Annotated in this window: 21 protein-coding genes and 1 pseudogene; 6 read left to right on the forward strand and 16 right to left on the reverse strand. The window is 29.2% G+C overall.

The window, feature by feature from the left end; genetic code table 11:
- Positions 1 to 51: 51 nt before the first annotated feature.
- Positions 52 to 1,659: a bacillithiol biosynthesis cysteine-adding enzyme BshC gene (gene bshC / locus AC34EU_RS03040; RefSeq protein ID WP_487533689.1), complete on the reverse strand. Its 1,608-nt coding sequence runs from the start codon at positions 1,657 to 1,659 to the stop codon at positions 52 to 54.
- Between the two features lie 94 nt (positions 1,660 to 1,753).
- Here bshC and AC34EU_RS03045 point away from each other — a divergent pair, with 94 nt between their 5' ends.
- Positions 1,754 to 4,234 carry a M14 family metallopeptidase gene (locus AC34EU_RS03045; protein WP_487533690.1) on the forward strand — a complete coding sequence of 827 codons (2,481 nt, stop codon included), beginning with the start codon at positions 1,754 to 1,756 and terminating at the stop codon, positions 4,232 to 4,234.
- Between the two features lie 4 nt (positions 4,235 to 4,238).
- Here AC34EU_RS03045 and ftsY read toward each other — a convergent pair whose 3' ends face one another.
- The 9 genes and pseudogenes from ftsY to recR form a co-directional block, all read right to left on the reverse strand.
- Positions 4,239 to 5,321: a signal recognition particle-docking protein FtsY gene (ftsY, locus tag AC34EU_RS03050; RefSeq protein WP_487533691.1), complete on the reverse strand. Its 1,083-nt coding sequence runs from the start codon at positions 5,319 to 5,321 to the stop codon at positions 4,239 to 4,241.
- 157 nt (positions 5,322 to 5,478) lie between these two features.
- Positions 5,479 to 5,628, reverse strand: a pseudogene (locus tag AC34EU_RS03055) (DUF4295 family protein); the annotation flags it as partial.
- Positions 5,629 to 5,630: 2 nt separating this feature from the next.
- Positions 5,631 to 5,813, reverse strand: coding sequence for a 50S ribosomal protein L33 (gene rpmG, locus AC34EU_RS03060; protein WP_487533692.1), 183 nt, complete (start codon positions 5,811 to 5,813; stop codon positions 5,631 to 5,633).
- A 10-nt stretch (positions 5,814 to 5,823) separates the two neighbouring features.
- On the reverse strand, positions 5,824 to 6,060 hold the full coding sequence (rpmB, locus tag AC34EU_RS03065) for a 50S ribosomal protein L28 (RefSeq protein WP_487533693.1): 237 nt from the start codon (positions 6,058 to 6,060) through the stop codon (positions 5,824 to 5,826).
- Between the two features lie 88 nt (positions 6,061 to 6,148).
- Positions 6,149 to 7,396: a CinA family nicotinamide mononucleotide deamidase-related protein gene (locus AC34EU_RS03070; protein ID WP_487533694.1), complete on the reverse strand. Its 1,248-nt coding sequence runs from the start codon at positions 7,394 to 7,396 to the stop codon at positions 6,149 to 6,151.
- A 5-nt stretch (positions 7,397 to 7,401) separates the two neighbouring features.
- Positions 7,402 to 8,010 carry a fumarylacetoacetate hydrolase family protein gene (locus AC34EU_RS03075; protein WP_487533695.1) on the reverse strand — a complete coding sequence of 203 codons (609 nt, stop codon included), beginning with the start codon at positions 8,008 to 8,010 and terminating at the stop codon, positions 7,402 to 7,404.
- 6 nt (positions 8,011 to 8,016) lie between these two features.
- The gene (locus AC34EU_RS03080; protein WP_487533696.1) at positions 8,017 to 8,790 is read right to left on the reverse strand and encodes an exonuclease domain-containing protein; all 774 of its coding nucleotides are present in this window, start codon (positions 8,788 to 8,790) and stop codon (positions 8,017 to 8,019) included.
- A 1-nt stretch (position 8,791) separates the two neighbouring features.
- Entirely contained in the window at positions 8,792 to 10,102 is a 1,311-nt protein-coding gene (locus AC34EU_RS03085) for a dihydrolipoamide acetyltransferase family protein (protein WP_489696042.1), read from the reverse strand.
- Between the two features lie 46 nt (positions 10,103 to 10,148).
- A complete protein-coding gene (gene recR, locus AC34EU_RS03090) occupies positions 10,149 to 10,766 on the reverse strand; it encodes a recombination mediator RecR (RefSeq protein WP_487533698.1) in 618 nt (205 codons plus the stop codon).
- Positions 10,767 to 10,790: 24 nt separating this feature from the next.
- Between recR and AC34EU_RS03095 the strand changes: the two genes are divergently transcribed.
- The gene (locus AC34EU_RS03095; RefSeq protein ID WP_487533699.1) at positions 10,791 to 12,323 is read left to right on the forward strand and encodes a sodium:solute symporter; all 1,533 of its coding nucleotides are present in this window, start codon (positions 10,791 to 10,793) and stop codon (positions 12,321 to 12,323) included.
- On the opposite strand, the gene AC34EU_RS03100 is transcribed toward AC34EU_RS03095, so the two are convergent.
- Both AC34EU_RS03100 and AC34EU_RS03105 read right to left on the reverse strand, forming a co-directional pair.
- On the reverse strand, positions 12,285 to 12,671 hold the full coding sequence (locus AC34EU_RS03100) for a CoA-binding protein (RefSeq protein ID WP_489696043.1): 387 nt from the start codon (positions 12,669 to 12,671) through the stop codon (positions 12,285 to 12,287). The genes AC34EU_RS03095 and AC34EU_RS03100 overlap by 39 nt on opposite strands.
- Positions 12,644 to 13,651: a 3-oxoacyl-ACP synthase III family protein gene (locus tag AC34EU_RS03105; protein WP_487533701.1), complete on the reverse strand. Its 1,008-nt coding sequence runs from the start codon at positions 13,649 to 13,651 to the stop codon at positions 12,644 to 12,646. The genes AC34EU_RS03100 and AC34EU_RS03105 overlap by 28 nt, the downstream gene beginning before the upstream one ends.
- 137 nt (positions 13,652 to 13,788) lie before the next feature.
- Between AC34EU_RS03105 and htpG the strand changes: the two genes are divergently transcribed.
- From htpG to AC34EU_RS03120, 3 genes are all read left to right on the forward strand, one after another.
- On the forward strand, positions 13,789 to 15,669 hold the full coding sequence (gene htpG / locus AC34EU_RS03110; protein WP_487533702.1) for a molecular chaperone HtpG: 1,881 nt from the start codon (positions 13,789 to 13,791) through the stop codon (positions 15,667 to 15,669).
- Positions 15,670 to 15,846: 177 nt separating this feature from the next.
- Positions 15,847 to 18,060: a DUF5916 domain-containing protein gene (locus AC34EU_RS03115; protein ID WP_489696044.1), complete on the forward strand. Its 2,214-nt coding sequence runs from the start codon at positions 15,847 to 15,849 to the stop codon at positions 18,058 to 18,060.
- A 2-nt stretch (positions 18,061 to 18,062) separates the two neighbouring features.
- Complete coding sequence (locus AC34EU_RS03120; protein ID WP_489696045.1) at positions 18,063 to 18,785, forward strand: DUF4369 domain-containing protein; 723 nt, start codon at positions 18,063 to 18,065, stop codon at positions 18,783 to 18,785.
- 2 nt (positions 18,786 to 18,787) lie between these two features.
- Here the strand turns inward: AC34EU_RS03120 and AC34EU_RS03125 are convergent, their stop codons facing one another.
- From AC34EU_RS03125 to idi, 3 genes are all read right to left on the reverse strand, one after another.
- Positions 18,788 to 19,057, reverse strand: coding sequence for a hypothetical protein (locus AC34EU_RS03125; protein ID WP_487533705.1), 270 nt, complete (start codon positions 19,055 to 19,057; stop codon positions 18,788 to 18,790).
- A gap of 71 nt (positions 19,058 to 19,128) precedes the next feature.
- A complete protein-coding gene (locus AC34EU_RS03130) occupies positions 19,129 to 19,539 on the reverse strand; it encodes a 6-pyruvoyl trahydropterin synthase family protein (RefSeq protein WP_487533706.1) in 411 nt (136 codons plus the stop codon).
- On the reverse strand, positions 19,520 to 20,056 hold the full coding sequence (gene idi / locus AC34EU_RS03135; RefSeq protein WP_489696046.1) for an isopentenyl-diphosphate Delta-isomerase: 537 nt from the start codon (positions 20,054 to 20,056) through the stop codon (positions 19,520 to 19,522). Before idi ends, AC34EU_RS03130 begins: the two co-directional genes overlap by 20 nt.
- Positions 20,057 to 20,149: 93 nt before the next feature.
- Between idi and AC34EU_RS03140 the strand changes: the two genes are divergently transcribed.
- A complete protein-coding gene (locus tag AC34EU_RS03140) occupies positions 20,150 to 21,739 on the forward strand; it encodes a peptide chain release factor 3 (RefSeq protein ID WP_487533708.1) in 1,590 nt (529 codons plus the stop codon).
- Positions 21,740 to 21,756: 17 nt separating this feature from the next.
- Here the strand turns inward: AC34EU_RS03140 and AC34EU_RS03145 are convergent, their stop codons facing one another.
- A complete protein-coding gene (locus AC34EU_RS03145; RefSeq protein ID WP_487533709.1) occupies positions 21,757 to 22,065 on the reverse strand; it encodes a DUF3467 domain-containing protein in 309 nt (102 codons plus the stop codon).

A 22,065-nucleotide genomic window follows, 5' to 3' on the forward strand; every position in this document is an offset into this window, starting at 1 on the left:
ATACAATTATTTATTAGGGCGGAAATTTAAAATTGGACTATTTTTTTGGTTTTATTTAGATTCAAATACAATAAAATTTTTATTAAGTGGATTAAAATTATCAATCAAATCTGGAATAAAATTATGTTCAAAATACAAATAATAATCAAAGAAATTTTCTGTTCGCTCCTGGAGTTTGTTATTTGGAAACAGTGAATTATATATTACTTCTAGTTTTTTAACCTGATCATTAAGTTTTCTTTTTTGAGCTCTTAAAAGTCTTTTCTCAAGATTATCTATTCCCTTATATTGTTTAGCTTTTTGAGCTTTTACAGCACCTTTAAAAGATGAGTCGGTTTTAGAAACAATTTTTTCTAAATAACTAAACTGTGAATCAAGTTTATTCTTTAAAAATTGTAAATCCAAACTTATACTTGAAAGTTCCTTAATTTTATTTTTAATTAAGTGATCTTTTCCATTCAATAAATCAGAGTAAGAAACATTAAGCTTTTCAATACTTTTCAAAGTCTTAGAAGGCACTAATAGTGCTGAATCTCGTATAACTAAAATAGGTAAAGTAATATTTTGATTTTCAAAAAAAGCTTTTAGTTGTAACCAATAAGAAATCTCCCCACCACCACCTACATATGCAATATTAGGAAGTATCACTTCCTGATACAAAGGGCGAAGCAAAACATTTGGAGAAAATCTTTCAGGAAATTCAATTAACTCTTTTTCAATTAAAGGTTTAGTAAATTTTTTATTTGAATCACTCAATTCAAATCCATTTTCAGTTTTTATAATTCTTTTTCTTTCTCCTTTAGTTATATAAAAAAGGTTTATTTCTCTAGGGTTCACTTGAGGTTTATAATTTTTATTATAATCATTTTTTAATATCTCTATCTGATTATCAACTTGTTTTTTACAGTTATGATTAAATAATTCATTTTTAAAAAAAGGAATCATAATTTCCTTTAATTTTCTTGAATTGGGATCTAAAATTAACAGTCCATAATCACAAAAAAGTCTGTTAACCAATCCAAATGTTGCTTCTGATAAAGTTTTTGTTGTTAAATAATTTTCTTTAATAATTGATTTAATAAATAAAGAAGACTCTGAAGTTCCAAGCTCATTTTCTATAAATAAGGATAAAAAATCAAGCTTATCTAAACTAATTTCTCCAACTGGCCCTCCCATTGATTGTTTCCAAATAATTTTCCTTCCTTTAAAGTAAAAACTACTAATTTCTTCAAAGTCGTGATCTTCAGAAGCCATCCAGAAAACTGGAATATAATTATATCCAGTTTTTTTTTTATTCATAATAATAGATAGCTTTATGACACTTACAATTTTATAAATAAAATATAAAGGACCAGTCATTAAGCTTAATTGATGACCTGTTGTTATTGTAACTGAGTTATTTTTAGATAATAAGTTTAGATTTTTTTCAACATTCTTAGAGATCTTTATATTGTCATATTGTTCTTTAAAAGCTTTAATTAATTTTTTCCTATTAGTATCTGTAAATTCTTTTGACTTTACAGCAGATAAATTAGCGAGAGAATCCATTTTAGGAAAAGAAGTTGTAGATGAAATCAAACCCTTGTTTTCATCTTGATAGTCCTTGATTAATTCAGAATAAATATCTAATGAATTAGATGGGATTTTATGGGCTTTCATTCTAAGTTATTTTTGTAAAGATATTTCATTTTTCATAACACTAATCACCCTTTATGTTTAAAAAAAATTAATTTTACTGTTAAATTAAAATATTATGTTAAAAAAGTATATTCTTTTATGTTTGTCAATAATAAGCTTTAATTCTAAATCTCAAGATATAATTTCACCTGGTTCTTTTTTAGGTTATGAACTTGGAACAGTTTTTTCTCGACATCATCAAGTAGTAGATTATTATAACTATTTAGACTCAAACTCAAATTGGGTAAAAGTGGAATCATATGGGAAAACCAATGAAGGACGTTCACTTCAATTAGCATTCATTTCTAGTCCTGAAAACTTAAAAAATATTGAAAAAATAAGAGATAATCATCTAAAAAATTCAGGGTCTAAAAATGGTGAATTAAACTCTGATAAGGCTATAGTTTGGTTAAGCTATAATGTTCATGGCAATGAGTCTTCAAGTACAGAAGCTTCAATGAAAACAATTTATAATTTAATTACCAAATACAAGGATTGGCTTAAAGATACAATTGTTATTATTGATCCATGTATTAATCCTGATGGAAGAGATCGATATGTAAATTGGTATAAACAAAAGAAAAGGTTTCCGTACAACCCTAACTCTTATTCAAGAGAACACAAAGAACCTTGGCAAAATGGAAGAACAAATCACTATGCATTTGATCTTAATAGAGATTGGGCTTGGGCAACACAAATTGAGACTCAACAAAGGCTAGTTAAGTATAATAAGTGGTTACCACATATTCATGTTGATTTTCATGAACAAGGAGCAAACTCTCCATATTACTTTGCACCTGCTGCCGAGCCTATTCATGAAAGCATTACAGATTTTCAAAAATCTTTTCAAGATTTAATTGCGAAAAATCATATTAAATATTTTGATAAAAATGGTTGGTTTTACTACACCAAAGAAAGGTTTGACCTACTCTATCCCAGTTATGGAGATTCATACCCTTCATTTCTTGGCGCAATTGGAATGACTTATGAGCAAGCAGGAGGTGGAAGAGCTGGCCTTGGACTTTACAACAAAGAAGGAATTGAACTTACTTTAATTGATCGAATTAATCACCATTACACAACTAGCATATCAACCATAGAAATTGCTTCACAAAATATTAAAAAACTAAATACAGCCTATCAAGAATTTTACAAAAATAAATCAACTAAATACAAGAATTTTATACTTAGTGGAAATGTTGATAATATTAATAAATTGAAAAAGCTCCTTGATAGACATGAAATTAAGTATGGATCACCAAGTTTAAATAAAGTTGTTAAAGGTTTTGATTTCAATTCAAAAAAAAATAAATCAATTAAACTTAAACCTGATAATCTTATAATTACCACGAATCAAGTTAAAGGTAAAATGGTTCACGTATTATTTGAGCCTCAAACTTTTTTATCAGACTCACTAACTTATGATATCACTGCTTGGGCCCTTCCCTATGCCTATGGATTAAAAGCTTTAGCAACAAAAGAAAATATTAATTTAATAAACCATAAAAGCGAAAAACATATTAACTCCAAAACTGATAAAAATGCATACGGTTGGGCTTCTAAATGGAACAGTTTGAAAGATGCTAAGTTTTTAGGAGATTTATTGAAATCGAAAATTAAGGTTAGATTTAACAACACTCTACTAAAAAATCAAAATATTAATTGGAAAAGAGGGTCTCTTTTTATTCTAAAGGGAGATAATTTAAACTTTCCAGAATCAAATCTTGAAAATCTAATTCTTACTATTGCAGATAATAATAATCGTAAAATAACTCAATTATCTTCAGGCTACTCTTCGTCTGGCCCTGATCTTGGCTCTAATAAATTATCTTTAATCTCTCCGCCCAGGATAAGTGTTATAACTGAAGGAAACTCATCAACTTATAATGCAGGTGAAATAATACACTTTTTTGAAAAACAATTAGGTTATCAAGCTAATTATGTAAGTGAATCAAGATTAAATAAAGAAGTTCTTTTAAAAACTGATGTCTTGATTTTACCATCAGGCTACTATAATTTTAAGAATATAGAAACTGATTTAATAAGCTGGATTAGAAATGGAGGAACATTAATTGCATTAGGTAGGGCTTTGGATGCTTTAACAGGAATTGAACCATTCGAAATATCATTAAAAGAACCTTCAATAAACAAGACTCCTGACACAAGTTCAAATAGTTCAAGAAAAAGAAAATATATAAGTAATTTAATAACTGGAAGTATTTTCAAGGCTTCAATTGATCAATCTCATCCAATGGCATATGGATATGAAGACTATTATTACACTTTAAAACTCTCTGGAAGTGCTTATGAGCTTTTAAAAAATCAAAACATAGCCTATCTAAAAAACAATATTAAACCTCACTCTGGTTTTGTAGGTTCAAATGTATCTTCAAAACAAGGTGAAAGTTTGTTATTTGGAAACCAGAACCTGGGTCAAGGCAATATAATTTATATGGTAGATAATCCACTATTTAGAGCTTTTTGGGAAAACGGAAAACTATTCATGGCAAATGCAATATTTTTTACTGGAAATAGAAGCTATAAAGAACTAGAATAATTTATTATCTAAAAAGAGAGTCTACAAAAGATTTCGGATCAAAAATTTGTAAATCTTCCATTTTCTCTCCTACCCCAATATACCTTACAGGGATTTTGAGTTGATGAGAAATTCCTAAAACTACTCCACCTTTAGCAGTTCCATCTAATTTAGTTATTGCTAAAGATGAAACATCAGTAGCAGAAGAGAATTGTTTAGCTTGCTCAAATGCATTCTGGCCAGTTGATCCGTCTAGAACGAGTAAAACTTCATGAGGTGATTCAGGAATAACTTTATCCATAACTCTCTTTATTTTAGAAAGTTCATTCATTAAATTTACTTTATTGTGAAGTCTACCTGCTGTATCTATTATAACTACATCAATTTTTTGAGCTTTTGCTGACTTTAGAGTGTCAAATGCAACTGAGGCTGGATCACTCCCCATAGATTGTTTTACAAGCTTTACACCAACTCGATCTGCCCAAACCTGAAGTTGATCTATAGCTCCAGCTCTAAATGTATCGGAAGCCCCAAGCATTACTTTTTTACCAATTAGTTTATATTTGTTAGCAAGCTTCCCAATCGTAGTTGTTTTCCCTACGCCATTTACCCCTACAACCATAATTACATACGGATTATGTGGGAGAAGAGCTTCAAAAGTTGAACCATCATTAGAATGTTGATCTAAGAGAATTCCTACAATTTCTTCTTTTAAAATTTTGTTTAATTCTTTTGACCCTAAAAATTTATCTCTAGAAACTCTTTTTTCTATTCTTTCAATTATTTTTATTGTGGTTTTTACGCCTACATCTGATGTTATAAGAACTTCTTCCAAATCATCCAACACATCATCATCTACTTTACTTTTCCCAATCAGCACTTTTCCTAGTTTAGAGAAAAATGTATTTTTAGTCTTTTCTAAACCCTTATCTAGGCCATTTTTAGCTTCTAAGGAATCCGTGTTTATATTTTCTGACTCTGAAATTACTTTTAACTTTGATTTATATTCTGTGGAATGAATTAAATCACTGGAATCATTTAACTTATCTTTTAAAGTTTCTTTGTCGTTATCTTTTAAAAAAGATGAAATTTTTTTAAATATTCCCATTCTATAAAAATAAAAAAAGCTACTTCAAAAGTAGCTTTTTTTAAATAAGTTTAAATGAAGGAGTGTTTTAAGAATCTTTTGTTGATTCAACAACATTTTCCTGAATAATTTGAAGTTTTTCAATAGGTTTTACTGGAATCACTTCTTGCCTAATTGGCTTATTAGCCATCCAGTCTTTCACGTGTTTTGGGTCTATAATTGCTTCAACAAAACTATATGTTCCGGAATTTTCTTTTTTGACCATATTAATAGCCTTAGTTAATCTTTTAGATCCAGTTTGAAGTGTTGCTACTGATTTTTTTGCCATGACTACTTAATTTCTTTATGAACCGTCATTTTTTTCAAAATTGGGTTGAATTTTTTTATTTCTAAACGATCGGGTGAGTTTTTTTTATTTTTTGTAGTTATATAACGCGATGTTCCAGGCTGTCCTGATGTTTTATGCTCAGTACATTCTAATATAACTTGTACCCTATTACCTCTTTTTGCCATTTTATTTCTTTTATTTTAAAAGACCTTTTTCTTTAGCTTCCTTAATTACGGCTGAAATACCCTTTTTATTAATTGTTTTTAAAACTGACGCTTTAACTTTCAAGGTAACCCATTTGTCTTCTTCAGGTATATAAAAACGTTTTTTTACCAAGTTAATATCAAAACGCCTACGAGTTTTATTCATGGCTTTAGAACGATTATTTCCAAACATGACTCTTTTACCGGTAACATCACAAACTCTAGCCATAACATTTAGTTTATATCTGTTTTATTTTTAAACAGATTGCAAATTTACATATTTTTATGTAGTTACAAAACTTATTTAAAATTTATAATTAATCCCTTTTAATTAACCTGTAAAGCATCTCAAGCGCTTTATTTGTTGTTTTGCTAATTACTCTTTCACGGTGGTTTCCCATTTGATGACATTCACAAAAAACTCCGTCAGGGCTAGATATTGCTATATAAACCTCACCTATTTTTGAAATGTCATCTCCAGACGTAGGCCCTGCATTACCAGTTGTTGCTATTCCATAATTTGAATTAAATCGCTTTTTTATACCCAAAGCCATAGCTTTTGCTACATCAGAACTAACAACTCCTTTTTCTAAAATTAATTCAGCCGGAATATTTAATAATGATATTTTTAATTCGTTTAAATAAGCTATGACGCCACCTTTAAAGAATTTGGAAGCTCCTGCTTGAGATGTAATAACTGATGATATATTACCTCCGGTACAACTTTCCGCAACTGATAAAGATTTATTTTGAGAGGAAAGAATATTTCCAATCAAAACCTCTATTGAACCTTGATCTTCATCTCCAACATATATATCTTTAATTAAGTGCTTCAAGCTTGAAAGTTGCATATCAACTTTTTTTCTAACTTTAATTTCACTCATTCCAGATGACGAAAGTCTTAATCTTACCCTGCCTAAACTAGGGAGGTAAGCTAATTTTATAGTATTAGGAAGTTTACTTTCCCAGTCTGAAATTCTAAGGGCAATTGCACTTTCTCCTAGGCCATAAGTCAGTAATGTTTTATTATAAATAAAAGGCCTATTAAATGATTTTTTTAAAGCGGGTAAAATTGAATTTTGCATTAAAGATTTCATCTCATAAGGAACTCCCGGTAAAGCTATAACTTCAACATCTTTTGACGAAAACCACATTCCGGAAGCTGTTCCATATTCATTTTTAAAAATTTTAGCTTTTGATGGTAAAAGGGCTTGCTCTTTATTCATGTCACTTATTGGAGTAGAAATGAATTTTTTAAATAACTCTTCAATATGATTTTTAATTTCAGGATACCAAATAAGTTTATCATCAAAATATGATGTTAAGGTATGCTTAGTCACATCATCACTTGTCGGCCCTAAACCTCCAGTTATAATTATGATATCTGACGTTTTTCTAGATCTCTCAACGGTATTTATTATATCAGTAGACTTGTCAGAAATTGATGTGATTTGAGAAACAGCAATACCGATAGAGTTTAATGACTTTGATAAAAAAACAGAATTTGTATTTACAATTTGACCAATTAAAATCTCATCTCCTATGGTAACCAATTCAGCTATCATAATTTCTATTTTATCTTAATTTGAAAACATTTAATCTCCTCAACAAAACCTTCTAAAACGTCCTCTTTATTTAACCTGCTTACTCCTGCTGGAGTTCCTGTAAAGATTAAATCTCCTATTTTAAGAGTAAAAAATTGTGAAACATAAGAAATGATTTCATCTATTTTCCACAACATTAAAGAAGTATTTCCCTTTTGAATTAATGTATTATTTATGTTTAAATGAAAATTTAAATTATTTAAATTAAATTCATTTTTATTTAACCACTTTCCGATTAGTGCTGAACCATCAAATGATTTTGATTTTTCCCACGGTAATCCTTTAACTTTTAAATCGTTTTGAAGATCTCGTGCAGTAAAATCAAGACCAACCGTTATGTTTTCATAATACTTATGAGCAAATTTTTGATCAATATACTTGCCAATTCGATTAATTTTAATCACTAATTCTACTTCATGATGGATATCATCTGAAAAGGCAGGCGTAAAAAATGGCTGATTCTTTTGAATTAATGAAGTATCTGGCTTCATGAAAACAACTGGATTTTTCGGTTTTTGATTATCCAACTCTTCTATGTGGTCCGTGAAATTTCTTCCAATACAAATTATTTTCAAAATTATTTATTTTTGAAGATTACTTTTACGCATTCTGATTTGTGTTAATATTTTTTTTGTGTACATAGGAAACTCTGCCTTTAATAACCAGCCAAAATATCCAGGTTCTTTTTCTAAAATATAATCAACCGTTTGTCCTTTATGTTTTCCGAATGAGAAACACTCTTCACCTTCTTTATTAAAAACTATGTATCCAGCAAAATCAGCAGTTTTTCTTCTGGTAGTAAAGTCGCTCAAAAAAGACATGGATGGCTCTAAATCATTATACTTGTCAAGTTGAGACATGAGGACGTCAAAAGTGGCTTGAGTATCCTCCATTGCTGAATGAGCATTTTCAAGCTTTTTATCACAATAGAATTTAAGAGCTGCTGTAAGATTCCTTTGTTCCATTTTATGAAAAATAGTTTGCACGTCTATTGTTTTTAAGTTTTTTGTTGAGAAATCTATCTCTGATCTTAAAAACTCTTCCATTAGAAGTGGAATATCGAACCTGTCAGAATTATACCCTGCCAAATCACACCCTTTAATAAAATTATAAATGATTTTAGAAATTTCTTTAAAAGTTGGAGCGTCAGCAACTTTATCATTAGTTATTCCGTGAATTTCTGAAACCTCTAGAGGAATTTGCATTTCAGGATTAACTAGCCAAACCTGTTTTTCTATTTTTTCATCAGGGTGTAATTTCAAAATTGCCATTTCAACTATTCGATCGTTTGTAATATTTATTCCTGTTGTTTCAAGATCAAAAAAACAAAGTGGTCTTTCTATTTTTAATTTCATTTTAAAAAGAAAAATTTAGATCCCATTGTTCTAGATAATTTGCAATATTTTTTGCAAACTGTCCCCCAACAGCTCCATTAATGATTCTATGATCATAACTATGAGATAATATTAGTTTTTTTCTGATTCCAATATAATCTCCTTTTGATGTTTCAATAACTGAGGGCATTTTTCTAATTACACCAATTGCTAAAATCCCTACTTGCGGTTGATTGATAATCGGAGTACCCATAATCGAACCAAAATTACCCACGTTAGTAACAGTGTATGTTCCATCTTGAACATCTTCAGGTAAAAGTTGATTATTTCTTGCACGATAAGACAAGTCGTTGACTGCTTTTGTTAGACCAATTAAGTTTAAATGGTCTGCATTTTTTATGACAGGAACAATTAAGTTTCCATCTGACAAAGATGTAGCCATTCCAATGTTTATATTTCTTTTCTGAAATATTGATTCACCTTGTAAAGAGCTGTTTAGAATAGGAAAATCTCTTAATGCTTTAATTACTGCTAAAATAAATAAAGGTGTAAAAGTTAATTTTTCTTGAGTTTGACTAAAAAACGATTTTTTTATCTTTTCTCTCCATTCCCACAAATTAGTTACATCAACTTCAACAAAAGACTGAACATGTGCAGAAGTTTTTTTACTTTCAACCATGTGATTAGCTATTAATTTGCCCATACGTGACATTTCAATTAACTGTCCTCTAGATCCAACATCTTCAGTGTATGATTTTTTTGAATCAGAAATTGGTTCTGAAATAAATGGTCTTTTGGAATTTAGATATTTTAAAATATCTTTTTTAGTTACTCTTTTATCTTTTCCTGTTCCAAAAATATTTTCTAGCTCTTCATTAGATAAGTTTTCTTTTTTAGCAATACTCTTTACTAATGGAGAATAAAAACGTTTAATTTCTGTAGGGATAGAATTAATTACAGATTCAGCTTTATCAAAAAGATTAGATGTCTCATGAACTATTGATGATTCAACAATAGGTTTGGTTTCAACTAAATCCTCAGTAATATTTTTTACACTTTTATAATTATTTGTAATATTTTCATTTTTCAAATCGTCACTCTCAATTACAGCTATAACCTCTCCAACCTTAATTGTATCATCTATATTGAAGCGTTTTTCTATTAACTTACCTGAAAATTCTGAAGGAACATCAGAGTCAACTTTATCAGTAGCTATTTCAACAATAGACTCGTCAGCATCAATGATGTCACCAACTTCTTTAAGCCAAGTTATTAATGTAGCTTCAGCAACACTTTCTCCCATTTTTGGGAGTTTTAAAAAATACTTACCCATACTTAATTATTAAAACAAAAGTACCAAAATTATGAATAAAGCACTACTATTCCGTTATTGAACTTTCATAAGGTATTCTTCTAGAAATACTTCTGCCTAATGTCACTTCATCAGCATATTCTAATTCATCTCCAACTGAAATTCCTCTTGCAATAGTAGTTATTTTAATGTCAAAATCAGAAAGCGTTTTAAAAATATAAAAGTTAGTAGTATCAGCTTCTAATGTACTACTAAGTGCTAAAATTAATTCATTAATTTCTTTAGATTTTACTTTTTCAACTAATGAATTAATGTTAAGATCATTTGGACCCACACCTTCAATTGGAGAAATTATTCCTCCTAAAACATGATATAGTCCATTATATTGATTAGTGTTTTCAATAGCCATAACATCTCTTATATCTTCAACAATACACAGTAATTTTTTATTACGTTTTTCGTTAGAACATATTTCACAAATGTTATTTTCAGATAAATTATGACACTTTTCACAATAACCAATTTCATTTCTTAATTTTTCTAATGTTTTAGCTAATAATATCGTATTTTCTTTTGGTTGTTTGAGTAAATACAAAGCAAGTCTGAGTGCTGATCTTTTACCTATTCCTGGTAATCTAGATATTTCATCTACAGCATCTGATAATAATTTTGAAGAAAATTCCATTATACAAAAATACAAAAATATCATATGGAAAAAGGTTTTTCTATATTTGCCTTTTACCCATATATGCAGTCACCTGAAATTATATTAAGTCTTATTCTTGGATATTTTTTAGTATTAATTATAATATCAAAATATACAAGTCAAGAAGCCTCTAATTCTACATTTTTTAATGCAAATAAAAAAGCGCCTTGGTTCCTTGTTGCTTATGGAATGGTTGGCGCTAGTTTATCAGGAGTGACATTTATTTCAGTTCCTGGATGGGTAGAAGAATCTCAACTAACTTATTTTCAAGTAGTTATAGGTTACTTAATTGGTTATATTATTGTAGCATTTGTTCTCTTACCTGTTTATTACAAAAATAATGTTACGTCTATTTATGAATATCTCAATATAAGATTTGGTCCAAAAACTCAGAAAACTGGAGCTTTTTTCTTTTTTATATCTAGAGTTCTTGGAGCTGCATTTAGGCTGTTTTTAGTTGCTTTAGTCTTATATCAATATGTTTTTAAAATGTGGGGTGTGCCTTTTGAAATAAGTGTTATACTATCCGTTTTATTAATATGGGTCTATACACGAAAGGGAGGGATTAATACAATCATCTGGACAGACACTCTTCAGACAACATTAATGATTTTGTCAGTTATTTTATCTATAAGCTACATATTAACTGAATTAGATTTAAGTTTATTAACATTTATAGAAAGTGATTCATTTAAAAACATGAGTCAATTGTTTGTTACTGATAACTTCAATGAAAGTAATTATTTCATAAAATCTATAATCGGTGGAGCTTTTATTACAATTTGTATGACTGGATTAGATCAGGATATGATGCAAAAAAACTTAGCTTGTAAAGATTTGATTTCTGCTCAAAAAAATATGATTTCTTTCAGTTTTGTCTTGGTTTTTATTACATTTTTATTTTTAATATTAGGGGTTTTATTATACACCTATTCATATGAGATGGGTATAAATATTCCTCTATTTGAAGGCAAAAAAAGTACTGACCTGCTTTTTCCAGAAATTGCCTTGAATCATAATTTAGGAGCTGCTGTTGGAATTACTTTTATCTTGGGTCTAGTTGCGGCAGCCTACAGTAGTGCTGATAGTGCCTTGACGTCTTTAACAACTTCGTTTTGTATAGATTTTATAAATATTGATCAGTATAAGCCAGAAATACAAAAATATATTCGAGTTAAAGCACATATTGGAATGAGTATTTTGCTGATTATAGTTGTTATAATTTTTAAACATGTATTAGACCGAAATGTAATTGACAGCCTTTTGACAGTTGCTTCTTATACTTACGGACCATTACTAGGAATTTTTTCTTTGGGTATATTTACTAATTATAAAATTGATGATAAAAAAGTTTTATGGATTAGCCTACTGTCAGTTTTTATAATAAGTCTACCTAAACTCCTTTTTTATATAGGGTGGGTTTCCACAGAAAACTTGTGGGGTTATAAAATTGGTTATGAATTACTTCCATTAAATGGTTTAATCACGTTTATCTGTTTAATATTGGTTGGTAGAAAGCAAAACCAAAGTACATGAGTTTTCACACTCAACACCTTTATAAGAGAAATATTTAAATAATTTAGGGTTTTCTGTTCCAGGATTAAAAATTACTCTTCTTGGAGAAATATCTATAATTGAATCAACATATTGATCTTGAAGTTTAATATTTAAATAAACACTTATAGTATCAATTTTAGCATCTTTAGGGAAATTGTTTAGAATCTTAACTCCATGAGTTTCTCCAATGTTTTTTCCAACTGCAAAAACTTTAATTTTATTACTTACAAGTTTTTTTATTGCTTTATTAGAATACCTTAATTCATTTAATGAAGCTCCAAGAATCAATGTAGATTTAGCTACCATTTGATAATGGTACTTCCCCATGAAAAACCAGCTCCAAACGCAGCTAAAACTACAATATCACCTTCTTTTACTTTGCCTTCCTCCCAAGCTTCAGTTAAAGCAATAGGAATAGAGGCTGCTGTAGTATTTCCATATCTCATTATATTATTATAAACTTGATCATTTCTTAATTTTAATTTTCTTTGAATAAATTGAGAAATTCTAAGGTTAGCTTGATGTGGAATTAGCAGACCTATGTCTTCAGTTTTTAAGTTATTATGGTTTAAACCAGTATTAATCACTTCTTCAAAACGAGAAATTGCATTTTTAAAAACTACTTTTCCATTCATGTAAGGATAATATGATGAATCCTCGGGATCATTTTCAGAAACTATTTCTGTCACCCATTTATTTGTGTTCGGAGCAATCATAACCAAATCATCAGCATGCTCACCCTCAGAGTGCAAGTGTGAAGACAAAATACCTGAATCTTTAGATTGACTTCTTGTTACAACAGCAGCTCCTGCACCATCTCCAAAAATAACAGCAATATCTCGACCTCTTGTGGTCATGTCTATAGCTCCAGATTGAGTTTCTGATCCAATTACAAGTATATTTTTATACATTCCTGTTTTTATGAATTGATCTGCTGTTGCCATTCCATAAACAAAGCCTGAACATGCGTTTCTTATATCCATAGCCGGACATGTAGGGATGTTTAAAATTTTTTGAACAAAAACACCTGAGCCTGGCATATAATAATCCGGGCTTAAAGTAGCAAAAAGAATAAGGTCAATTTCATTAGCTGACATATTTGCATTTTTAAGTGCAATCTTTGCGGCTTTAGCACCCATAGATGCTGTTGTGTTTCCATCTCCTTTAACAATATGCCTTCTTTCCTCAATCCCAGTTCTTTCAATAATCCATTCGTTAGAAGTTTCAATTTTTTTTGCTAAATCTTCATTTGTCACAATATTGTCAGGAAGAAACTTTCCTAATCCTACTATTTTTGAATTATACATGTTTTATCTTTTACCAATGCAATTTATTTAAAATAAGCTTAAAAATCATATTATATTAATTTTATATAGTGCCAAAATGTCATTATTTATTAATTGGTATTTTTTTTGAATAGAATAAATAAATAAAATAAATAAATATGTCAAAAGGTAAAATCAATGTAGCGGTAGAAAATATATTTCCGCTAATTAAAAAATTTCTATACAGTGATCATGAAATTTTCTTGAGAGAACTTATTTCAAATGCAACTGATGCGACAACAAAATTAGCTCACCTGAGTAGTATAGGAGAGATAAAAGGAGATATAGGATTACCAAAAATTGAAATTAAAATTGATTCTAAAAAGAAAACTTTACGTGTAATTGACCAGGGTGTAGGAATGTCAATGGATGAAGTTAATAAATATATTAATGAAGTTGCTTTCTCTGGAGCTGAGGAGTTTTTAGAAAAATATAAAGACACAGCCCAAGATTCAGGGATTATAGGGCACTTTGGTCTTGGGTTTTATTCAGCTTTTATGGTAGCTGACAAAGTAGAAATTATAACTAAATCTCATCAAAAAGAAACAGGTGCTCATTGGACATGCGATGGATCTCCAGAATACAACCTTGTCAAATCTGACAAAAAAGAAAGAGGAACAGAGGTTATACTTCATATATCCAAGGATTCAAAAGAATTTCTAGAAGAATCTCGAATCAGAGAGCTTCTAGTTAAGTATAACAAATTTATGCCTATACCTATTAAATTGGGTACTAAAGAAGTTGAGATTCCACTTCCAGAAGGAGCTCCTGAAGATCAAAAGCCAGAAAAAGAAACTATTGATGATATCATCAATAACTCTAATCCTGCATGGACAAAAACCCCTAAAGAACTAAGTGATGATGATTATAACAGTTTCTACAGGGAACTTTATCCAAATCAATTTGAAACACCCCTATTTAATATTCATTTAAATGTTGACTACCCTTTTCATTTGACAGGAATCTTATATTTTCCTAAAATCAATAATGATATAAATGTCCAAAAAGACAGAATACAATTATATCAAAATCAAGTTTTTGTAACTGATAATGTTGAAGGAATTGTTCCTGAATTTCTTACTTTGCTTAGAGGTGTAATTGATTCACCTGATATCCCGTTAAACGTTTCAAGAAGTTACCTTCAGGCTGACGGTGCAGTTAAAAAAATAAGTAATTATATAACAAGAAAAGTCGGTGATAAGCTAAGTAGTTTATTCAAAAAAGACAGGAAAGCATTTGAGGAAAAATGGAATGACATAAAAGTAGTCATTGAATATGGGATGCTGAGTGAGGATAAGTTTTTTGAAAAGGCAGAAAAATTTGCTCTATATCCAACAACAAAAGGTGAGTTTTTAACATATGGAGAACTAGAAGAAAAAATTAAAACAACTCAAACTGATAAAGATGATAAATTAGTTATTCTTTATACGAGTAACATCGAGGAACAGCATAGTTATATATCATCTGCTGAGGATAAAGGGTATACCGTACTTTTACTTGACTCACCTATAATTTCACATTTGATTCAAAAAATGGAAGGAAGCAAAGACAAGATAAGTTTTGCTAGAGTTGATGGAGATTCAATTGAAAATCTAATTAAAAAAGATGAGGTAATTATATCTAAACTTTCTGATAAAGAAAAAGAAAAACTTAAGCCTATGATCGAAGAAATAGTTAAGGAAAATGGTTATATCGTTCAAATGGAATCAATGGATAGCAAATCATTACCTTTTGTTTTAGCTCAGCCTGAATTTATGAGAAGAATGAAAGAAATGCAACAAAATGGTGGAAGCGGAATGATGGGTAATATGCCCGAAATGTATACCCTACTAGTTAACACTAATCATGAGTTAATAAGTGATATTCTCAAAACTAAGGCTGCAAAAAAAAGAGAAAGACTTATAATTCAAGCTCTAGATTTAGCAAAACTTTCACAAGGACTATTAAAAGGAGAGGCTCTAACAAAGTTTCTTCAAAGGAGTCTTGATTTAATTAAATAGTTGTTACCCTAATAAGAGTTCATTACACAATAATGAACTCTTATACTTTAAAGATTATTTGGATCTCAAGAATTTAAATTAAATTAAAAAAATATTCATTAAACCTTTTAACAATTATTTAGTCAATATAGTTGTGATTAACAACTGTACTTTTTTTAACAATAAATCGAGGTGAAATTGAAAAATAAATCATTATTATTTTGCTTATTAATAGTATTAATAAACAGTTACAAAATATATTCTCAATCAAGAGATATTATAGTAAAAACTACAAATAAACAAATCATTATTGATGGCTTAGGTAATGATAAAGCTTGGGAAAATGCAAATGAAATAAATGATTTTTTTCAACATTTCCCTAGTGACAGTTCAATGGCTGAGCTAAAAACCACTATTAAAATAATAAGGGATGAAAGTAATATTTATCTATTAGCAATATCAAATACAAAAAATAAAAAATATGTAGTTCCTTCACTAAGAAGAGATTGGACCGGTTGGGGTATTGATGGGATCACATTTGTGTTTGACACTTATAATGACCGAACTAATGCTTTCTTTTTTGGAACTAATCCTGAAGGAGTTCAACGAGAATCACTCTTATCAAATGGTGCAACCGATTACAGAAGAGATGCAAATAGTAGCTGGGATACTAAATGGACAACTGAAGCTCAAGTTTTTGACAACTACATCATAAACGAAATTAAAATACCATTAAAGTTTTTAAACTTTCCAGAAGGTGCTAAATCTTGGGGATTCAACGCTTACAGATTTGATAGCAATTTAAACGAGTGGACAACATGGATACGTAGATCAAGAAATCAACAAATAGTAAGTCTTGCTTTTTTAGGAAACATGATTTTTGAAGATCCTTTAGGTAAATCAAAAGCCCCTCTAGCTATTATCCCATATGTGAATGGTATAACTTCTAAAGACTTTGTTAATGAAAAAAAATTAGATAACATAAGTTTTGGAGGAGATGCTAAGATACCTATAGGTAATGGATTAAATCTTGATCTTACATTAAATCCAGATTTTTCTCAAGTTGAGGTTGATGACCAAGTAGTTAACTTGACTAGATTTGAAGTTTCACTTCCAGAAAAAAGACAATTTTTTATTCAAAACAGTGATTTATTTACAAATTATGGTGATTCTAGAGATGGCCGTCCATTTTTTTCTAGAAGAATTGGTGTTGCCAAAGATCTAGACGGTAATACTATAGAAAATAAAATTATAGCAGGGGCTCGATTAAGCGGAAAAATTGATGAAGATTGGAGAATTGGATTTTTACATATGATTACCGACGAAGATTTAGCTAATGAAATTCCTTCAAACAACAATACTGTATTTTCAATTCAGAAAAAAATGTTTACACGGTCAAACATAAGTTTATTAATGATTAATAGGGAAAATAGAAAAAAGTATGATTTCACTGAAGATAATGAAACATTTAATAGACTTATAGGTTTAGATTATAACTTAGCCTCCCCAGATAATGTTTATGTAGGAAGAGCCTATTTTCATAAATCTTTTAAACCCGATTCTAAAAATGATGATGATGATAGTAGTTATGGATTGAAGTTAGAAAGAAATACCCGGGAAAGCACAGTTGAATTAGGAGTTTCTATGATTGGTGAAGATTTTAAATCAGATCTTGGTTTTATAAGAAGAACTGATTTACTTAAAATAACTCCAGAATATAAATTAAAATTTTATCCAATAAACAAAAATTTAACTCAATATGAAATAGGAGTTGGAATGTGGAACTTTTTCCGCCCTAATGATAGCAACAGAAACTCAGATAGGACTATAAGTCCTTCGGCTAATTTTGTTTATAGAAATGGAGTAAGAATGAACTTTAGAGTTTTTAGCAGATCAACTTATCTCTATGGCGATTTTGATCCTACTGGGCTAAATCCTGACAATCCTATTCCCGGAGAAAAAACATATAGATATACAAGTTTGAGGTTGTCATACAATTCAGATGTCAGAAAAAACTTTTCTTATAGAATTGAGCCTGATTTTGGACAATTTTATAATGGAATGAAATATTCAATAGGAAGCACTTTCAATTGGCGTTTTCAACCTTTCATGTCAACATCACTATCTGTAAATTATGATCATATTGCATTAGGAAAAAGTTTTCCAACAGAAAACATTTGGTTAATAAGACCAAAAATTGATTTTACCTTTACAAAAAATATATTTTGGTCTTCATATGTACAATATAGTTCTCAGGCTGAAAACTTAGGGATAAATTCAAGACTTCAGTGGCGTTTTGCACCTTTATCTGATCTTTATATTGTTTATAATGATAATTATATAACCACTGATTCATTTATTCCTAGACAAAGGAGTTTAAATTTAAAACTAACTTACTGGTTAAATATATAATCATGAAAAAATCCTTTTATATTTTTTATATAATTATTTTTATTACTTCTTGTAATACCCCAATTGATAATAATAATTTGATGCAAATTGATGGTGTAATTTCAGATCTCAGAAAAGGATCTCTTTTTTTAAAAAAGTATCAAGATTCCGTTTTAGTAACTATAGATTCATTTGAAATAAAAGGAAATGGTGTTTTTAATTTAAAAGCAGAATTGAATGGACCTGAAATTTTCCATTTATATTTAAAAAAAGATGATGGAGATTCACTAAACGATCGTATTATTTTTTTTGGTTCGAAAGGAAATATAAAAATAAAAACAAGACTTAAAACATTTGAAAGCAGTGCTTACATTGAAGGTTCGGAAAACAATGATCTACTAGAAGAGTATAAATCAATATCCAGAAAATTCAATTCAAAAAATTTAGAACTTTTAAAACTTTATTTAGAAGCTCAAAAGAGTCAAAATATAAAATTAATTGATTCATTTCAGAAACAAATCAACAGGCTAAATAAGCGTCGTTACTTATATACACTAAATTTTGCAAATACTCATTCAGATAAAATGATTTCTCCATTCATTATAATAACTGAAATGGATAATGCAAATCCTTCTTATCTTGATACAATTGCAAAAAAAATGCCTGAAAATATTAGAAACTCAAAATACGGTAAATCGTTTTTCAGGATTTTAAAGAGGAATAAAAAAGAAGTGAAACTAGATTAGACTTATTTAAGTTTTTCTAATTTTTTTATCATTTTTTCTAAGCCAGAATTTAATTGTTCTTTAATAGAATTAAAATGAAGTTTAGTTTTTTTAACCTTTGACAGATTAACTTCTTGGATTAATTGATCAAACAGTAAAAGTGATTCGTCAATTAATGAATTGCTTTTTTTAATATCAGCCTTTGGATTAGATAGCTCCCACATGTATATGTCTTCAATAAAAGATCCAATAGAGTTATTAATATCTTTTTTTAATTGTTTAACACTAGCCATAATTAATTTTTTTCAAATATACATTTAAATAGGAGTCTGAGATCCATATGTTCTGTAATATTTAACGTTATTTATTGTCCAGAATATTTGACAAAGTTTCTAGGTGTTTCGTACAAAACAACTTCCAGGTCATGATCATCTTGCATATGTTTAAAAAGCTTGTTATATATAACAACTACAATGTTTTCAGCAGTTGGATTTAAGTTTTGAAAATCAGAAACTTCAATATTAAGATTCTTATGATCAAAAGCTTCTTCAATCTCAAATTTAATCAAATCTTTTAGTGTTTTCATGTCAATCACATAGCCGGTTTCAGAATCAATTTCACCTCGAACACTAACAATTAGTTCATAGTTATGACCGTGAAAGTTTTTATTTGAACATTTACCAAAGACAGAATTATTTCTTTCATCATCCCAATCTGATCTATAAAGTCTGTGAGCTGCATTAAAATGTGCTTTTCTACTTACTGTTACTTTCATTTTTTTTTATATAATTAATAAACTCAGCAAAAACTATTTTAAACCAAATTGTATAGTTTTTTGGATTTAAAGCTAGATCTTGATGAATAAGTTCAATATCTGCCCATTTCCAATCAGAAACCTCATCTGGATTAATAATTGGATTTCTTTCAGTATAGCCTATTAAAACATGATCTAATTCGTTTTCTGTCAGACCATTAGAAAAAGGGGCCTTATATTTAAATGTGAAAATTTCTTTTAATTCTAGATCAATTCCCATCTCCTCTATCAGTCTTCTATTTCCTGCTTGAAGAGAAGTCTCGTTTAGTCTTTGATGACTACAACAAGTATTAGTCCATAAACCAGGAGAATGGTATTTATTTAGGGCTCTTTTTTGAAGTAAGATTTTATTTTTATAATCTAAAATAAAAACTGAAAATGCTCTGTGAAGAATCCCCTTTTCATGAGCTTCTATTTTAGGCATTGTACCCAAAATTTGATCTTGAGAATCGACCAAAATAACTTCTTCTTCTTTCATTAAACATTCAAAAATACCTATTATTTAAACAAAAACCTATTAGGTATTTTTCTTTTGATAATATTAGATACTTTTGTTAAAAATAATATCCTGATGGATTTTTTAAGTGAAATAGAGCGAAGAAGAACTTTTGGAATAATTTCTCATCCAGATGCTGGAAAAACAACCTTAACGGAGAAGCTTTTGTTGTATGGAGGGGCTATTCAAGAGGCTGGTGCAGTTAAATCAAACAAAGTTAAAAAAGGAGCAACAAGTGACTTCATGGAGATTGAGCGTCAAAGAGGGATTTCTGTAGCAACATCAGTTTTAGCCTTTATTTATAGGGATAAAAAAATAAACATTCTTGACACCCCAGGACATAAAGACTTTGCCGAAGATACATTTAGAACGCTCACAGCTGTTGATTCAGTAATTGTAGTAATCGATGTTGCAAAAGGTGTAGAAGAACAAACTCAAAAACTAGTAGAGGTATGCAGGCTAAGATCTATCCCAATACTAGTGTTTATTAACAAATTGGATAGAGAAGGTAAAGATGCTTTTGATCTAATGGATGAAGTTGAAATCAAACTCGGTCTTACTGTAACTCCATTAACGTTCCCTATCGGAATGGGCTATGATTTTAAGGGTATATATAATATATGGGAGAAAAACTTAGAGCTATTTAATTCAGATGATAAGCAAAAAATATCAAAAAAAATAAAGTATGGATCAATTGATGATCAAAAATTAAAACTAAGTATTGGATCCAAACAATTGAAACAATTAAAAGAAGATATAGAATTAATTACTGGCGTATATCCAAAGTTTGATAGAGAAAAATATTTGTCTGGTAGCTTACAACCAGTTTTCTTTGGATCTGCACTAAATAATTTTGGAGTTCAAGAACTTCTTGATTGTTTTATTAAGATTGCTCCAAAACCAAGACCAAAAATTTCTGATACACGAATCATATACCCTAAAGAAGTTGAATTTACAGGATTTGTTTTTAAGATTCATGCCAATATGGATCCAAAACATAGAGATAGACTTGCGTTTATTAAAATCGTGTCTGGTAAGTTTGAAAGGAACACTTCGTATTTACACGTAAGACAGAATAAAAGATTAAAATTTTCAAGTCCAAATGCCTTTTTTGCCGAAAAAAAACAAATTGTTGATATTTCATTTCCAGGAGACATAGTTGGTCTTCATGATACTGGAAATTTCAAAATTGGTGATACTTTAACTACTGGAGAAAAAATTAATTTTAAAGGAATACCTAGCTTTTCTCCTGAACATTTTAGATATATTAATAATATTGATCCAATGAAAGCTAAACAACTTGAAAAAGGAATCGATCAACTAATGGATGAAGGTGTGGCACAATTATTTATTCTTAATATCAATAACAGAAAAGTCATAGGAACTGTAGGAGCTCTTCAATTTGAGGTAATTCAATATAGGCTATTACACGAGTATGGTGCAAAGTGTAACTTTGAAAATCTTAATGTTTATAAAGCTTGTTGGATATCTATAGAGAAATCTAAAAATAATGAAGTTGAAGAATTTAAAAGGGTAAAACAAAAGTTTCTGGCTAAGGATAATAAAGAACAATTAGTTTTTCTTGCAGATTCAGATTTTACACTTCAAATGACAAAAAATAAATATCCAAGTATAAAGTTTTATTTTACATCTGAATATAAATAAACCCAGCTACTCATGTTTTAAGCTTCTCCTTGAGTGCCAAAATTTATTGGAATAGGTGGAGAATCGTTAGTTTTAATTTCACCGTTAGATTTTTCAAAACGATTTATATTATCTGATAATGCTTTTTGAAACCTTTTAGCATGTTCTGGAGTCAATATAATTCTCGATTTCACTTTAGCCTTAGGAGAACCAGGCATCATATTAATAAAATCAACAACAAACTCTGAAACAGAATGATTAATGATTGCTAAGTTAGAATATACTCCTTCGGCAGTCTTTTCATCTAATTGAATATTTATTTTTTGATCTTTTTTTATATCACTCAT

Source organism: Candidatus Marivariicella framensis (assembly GCF_982709265.1).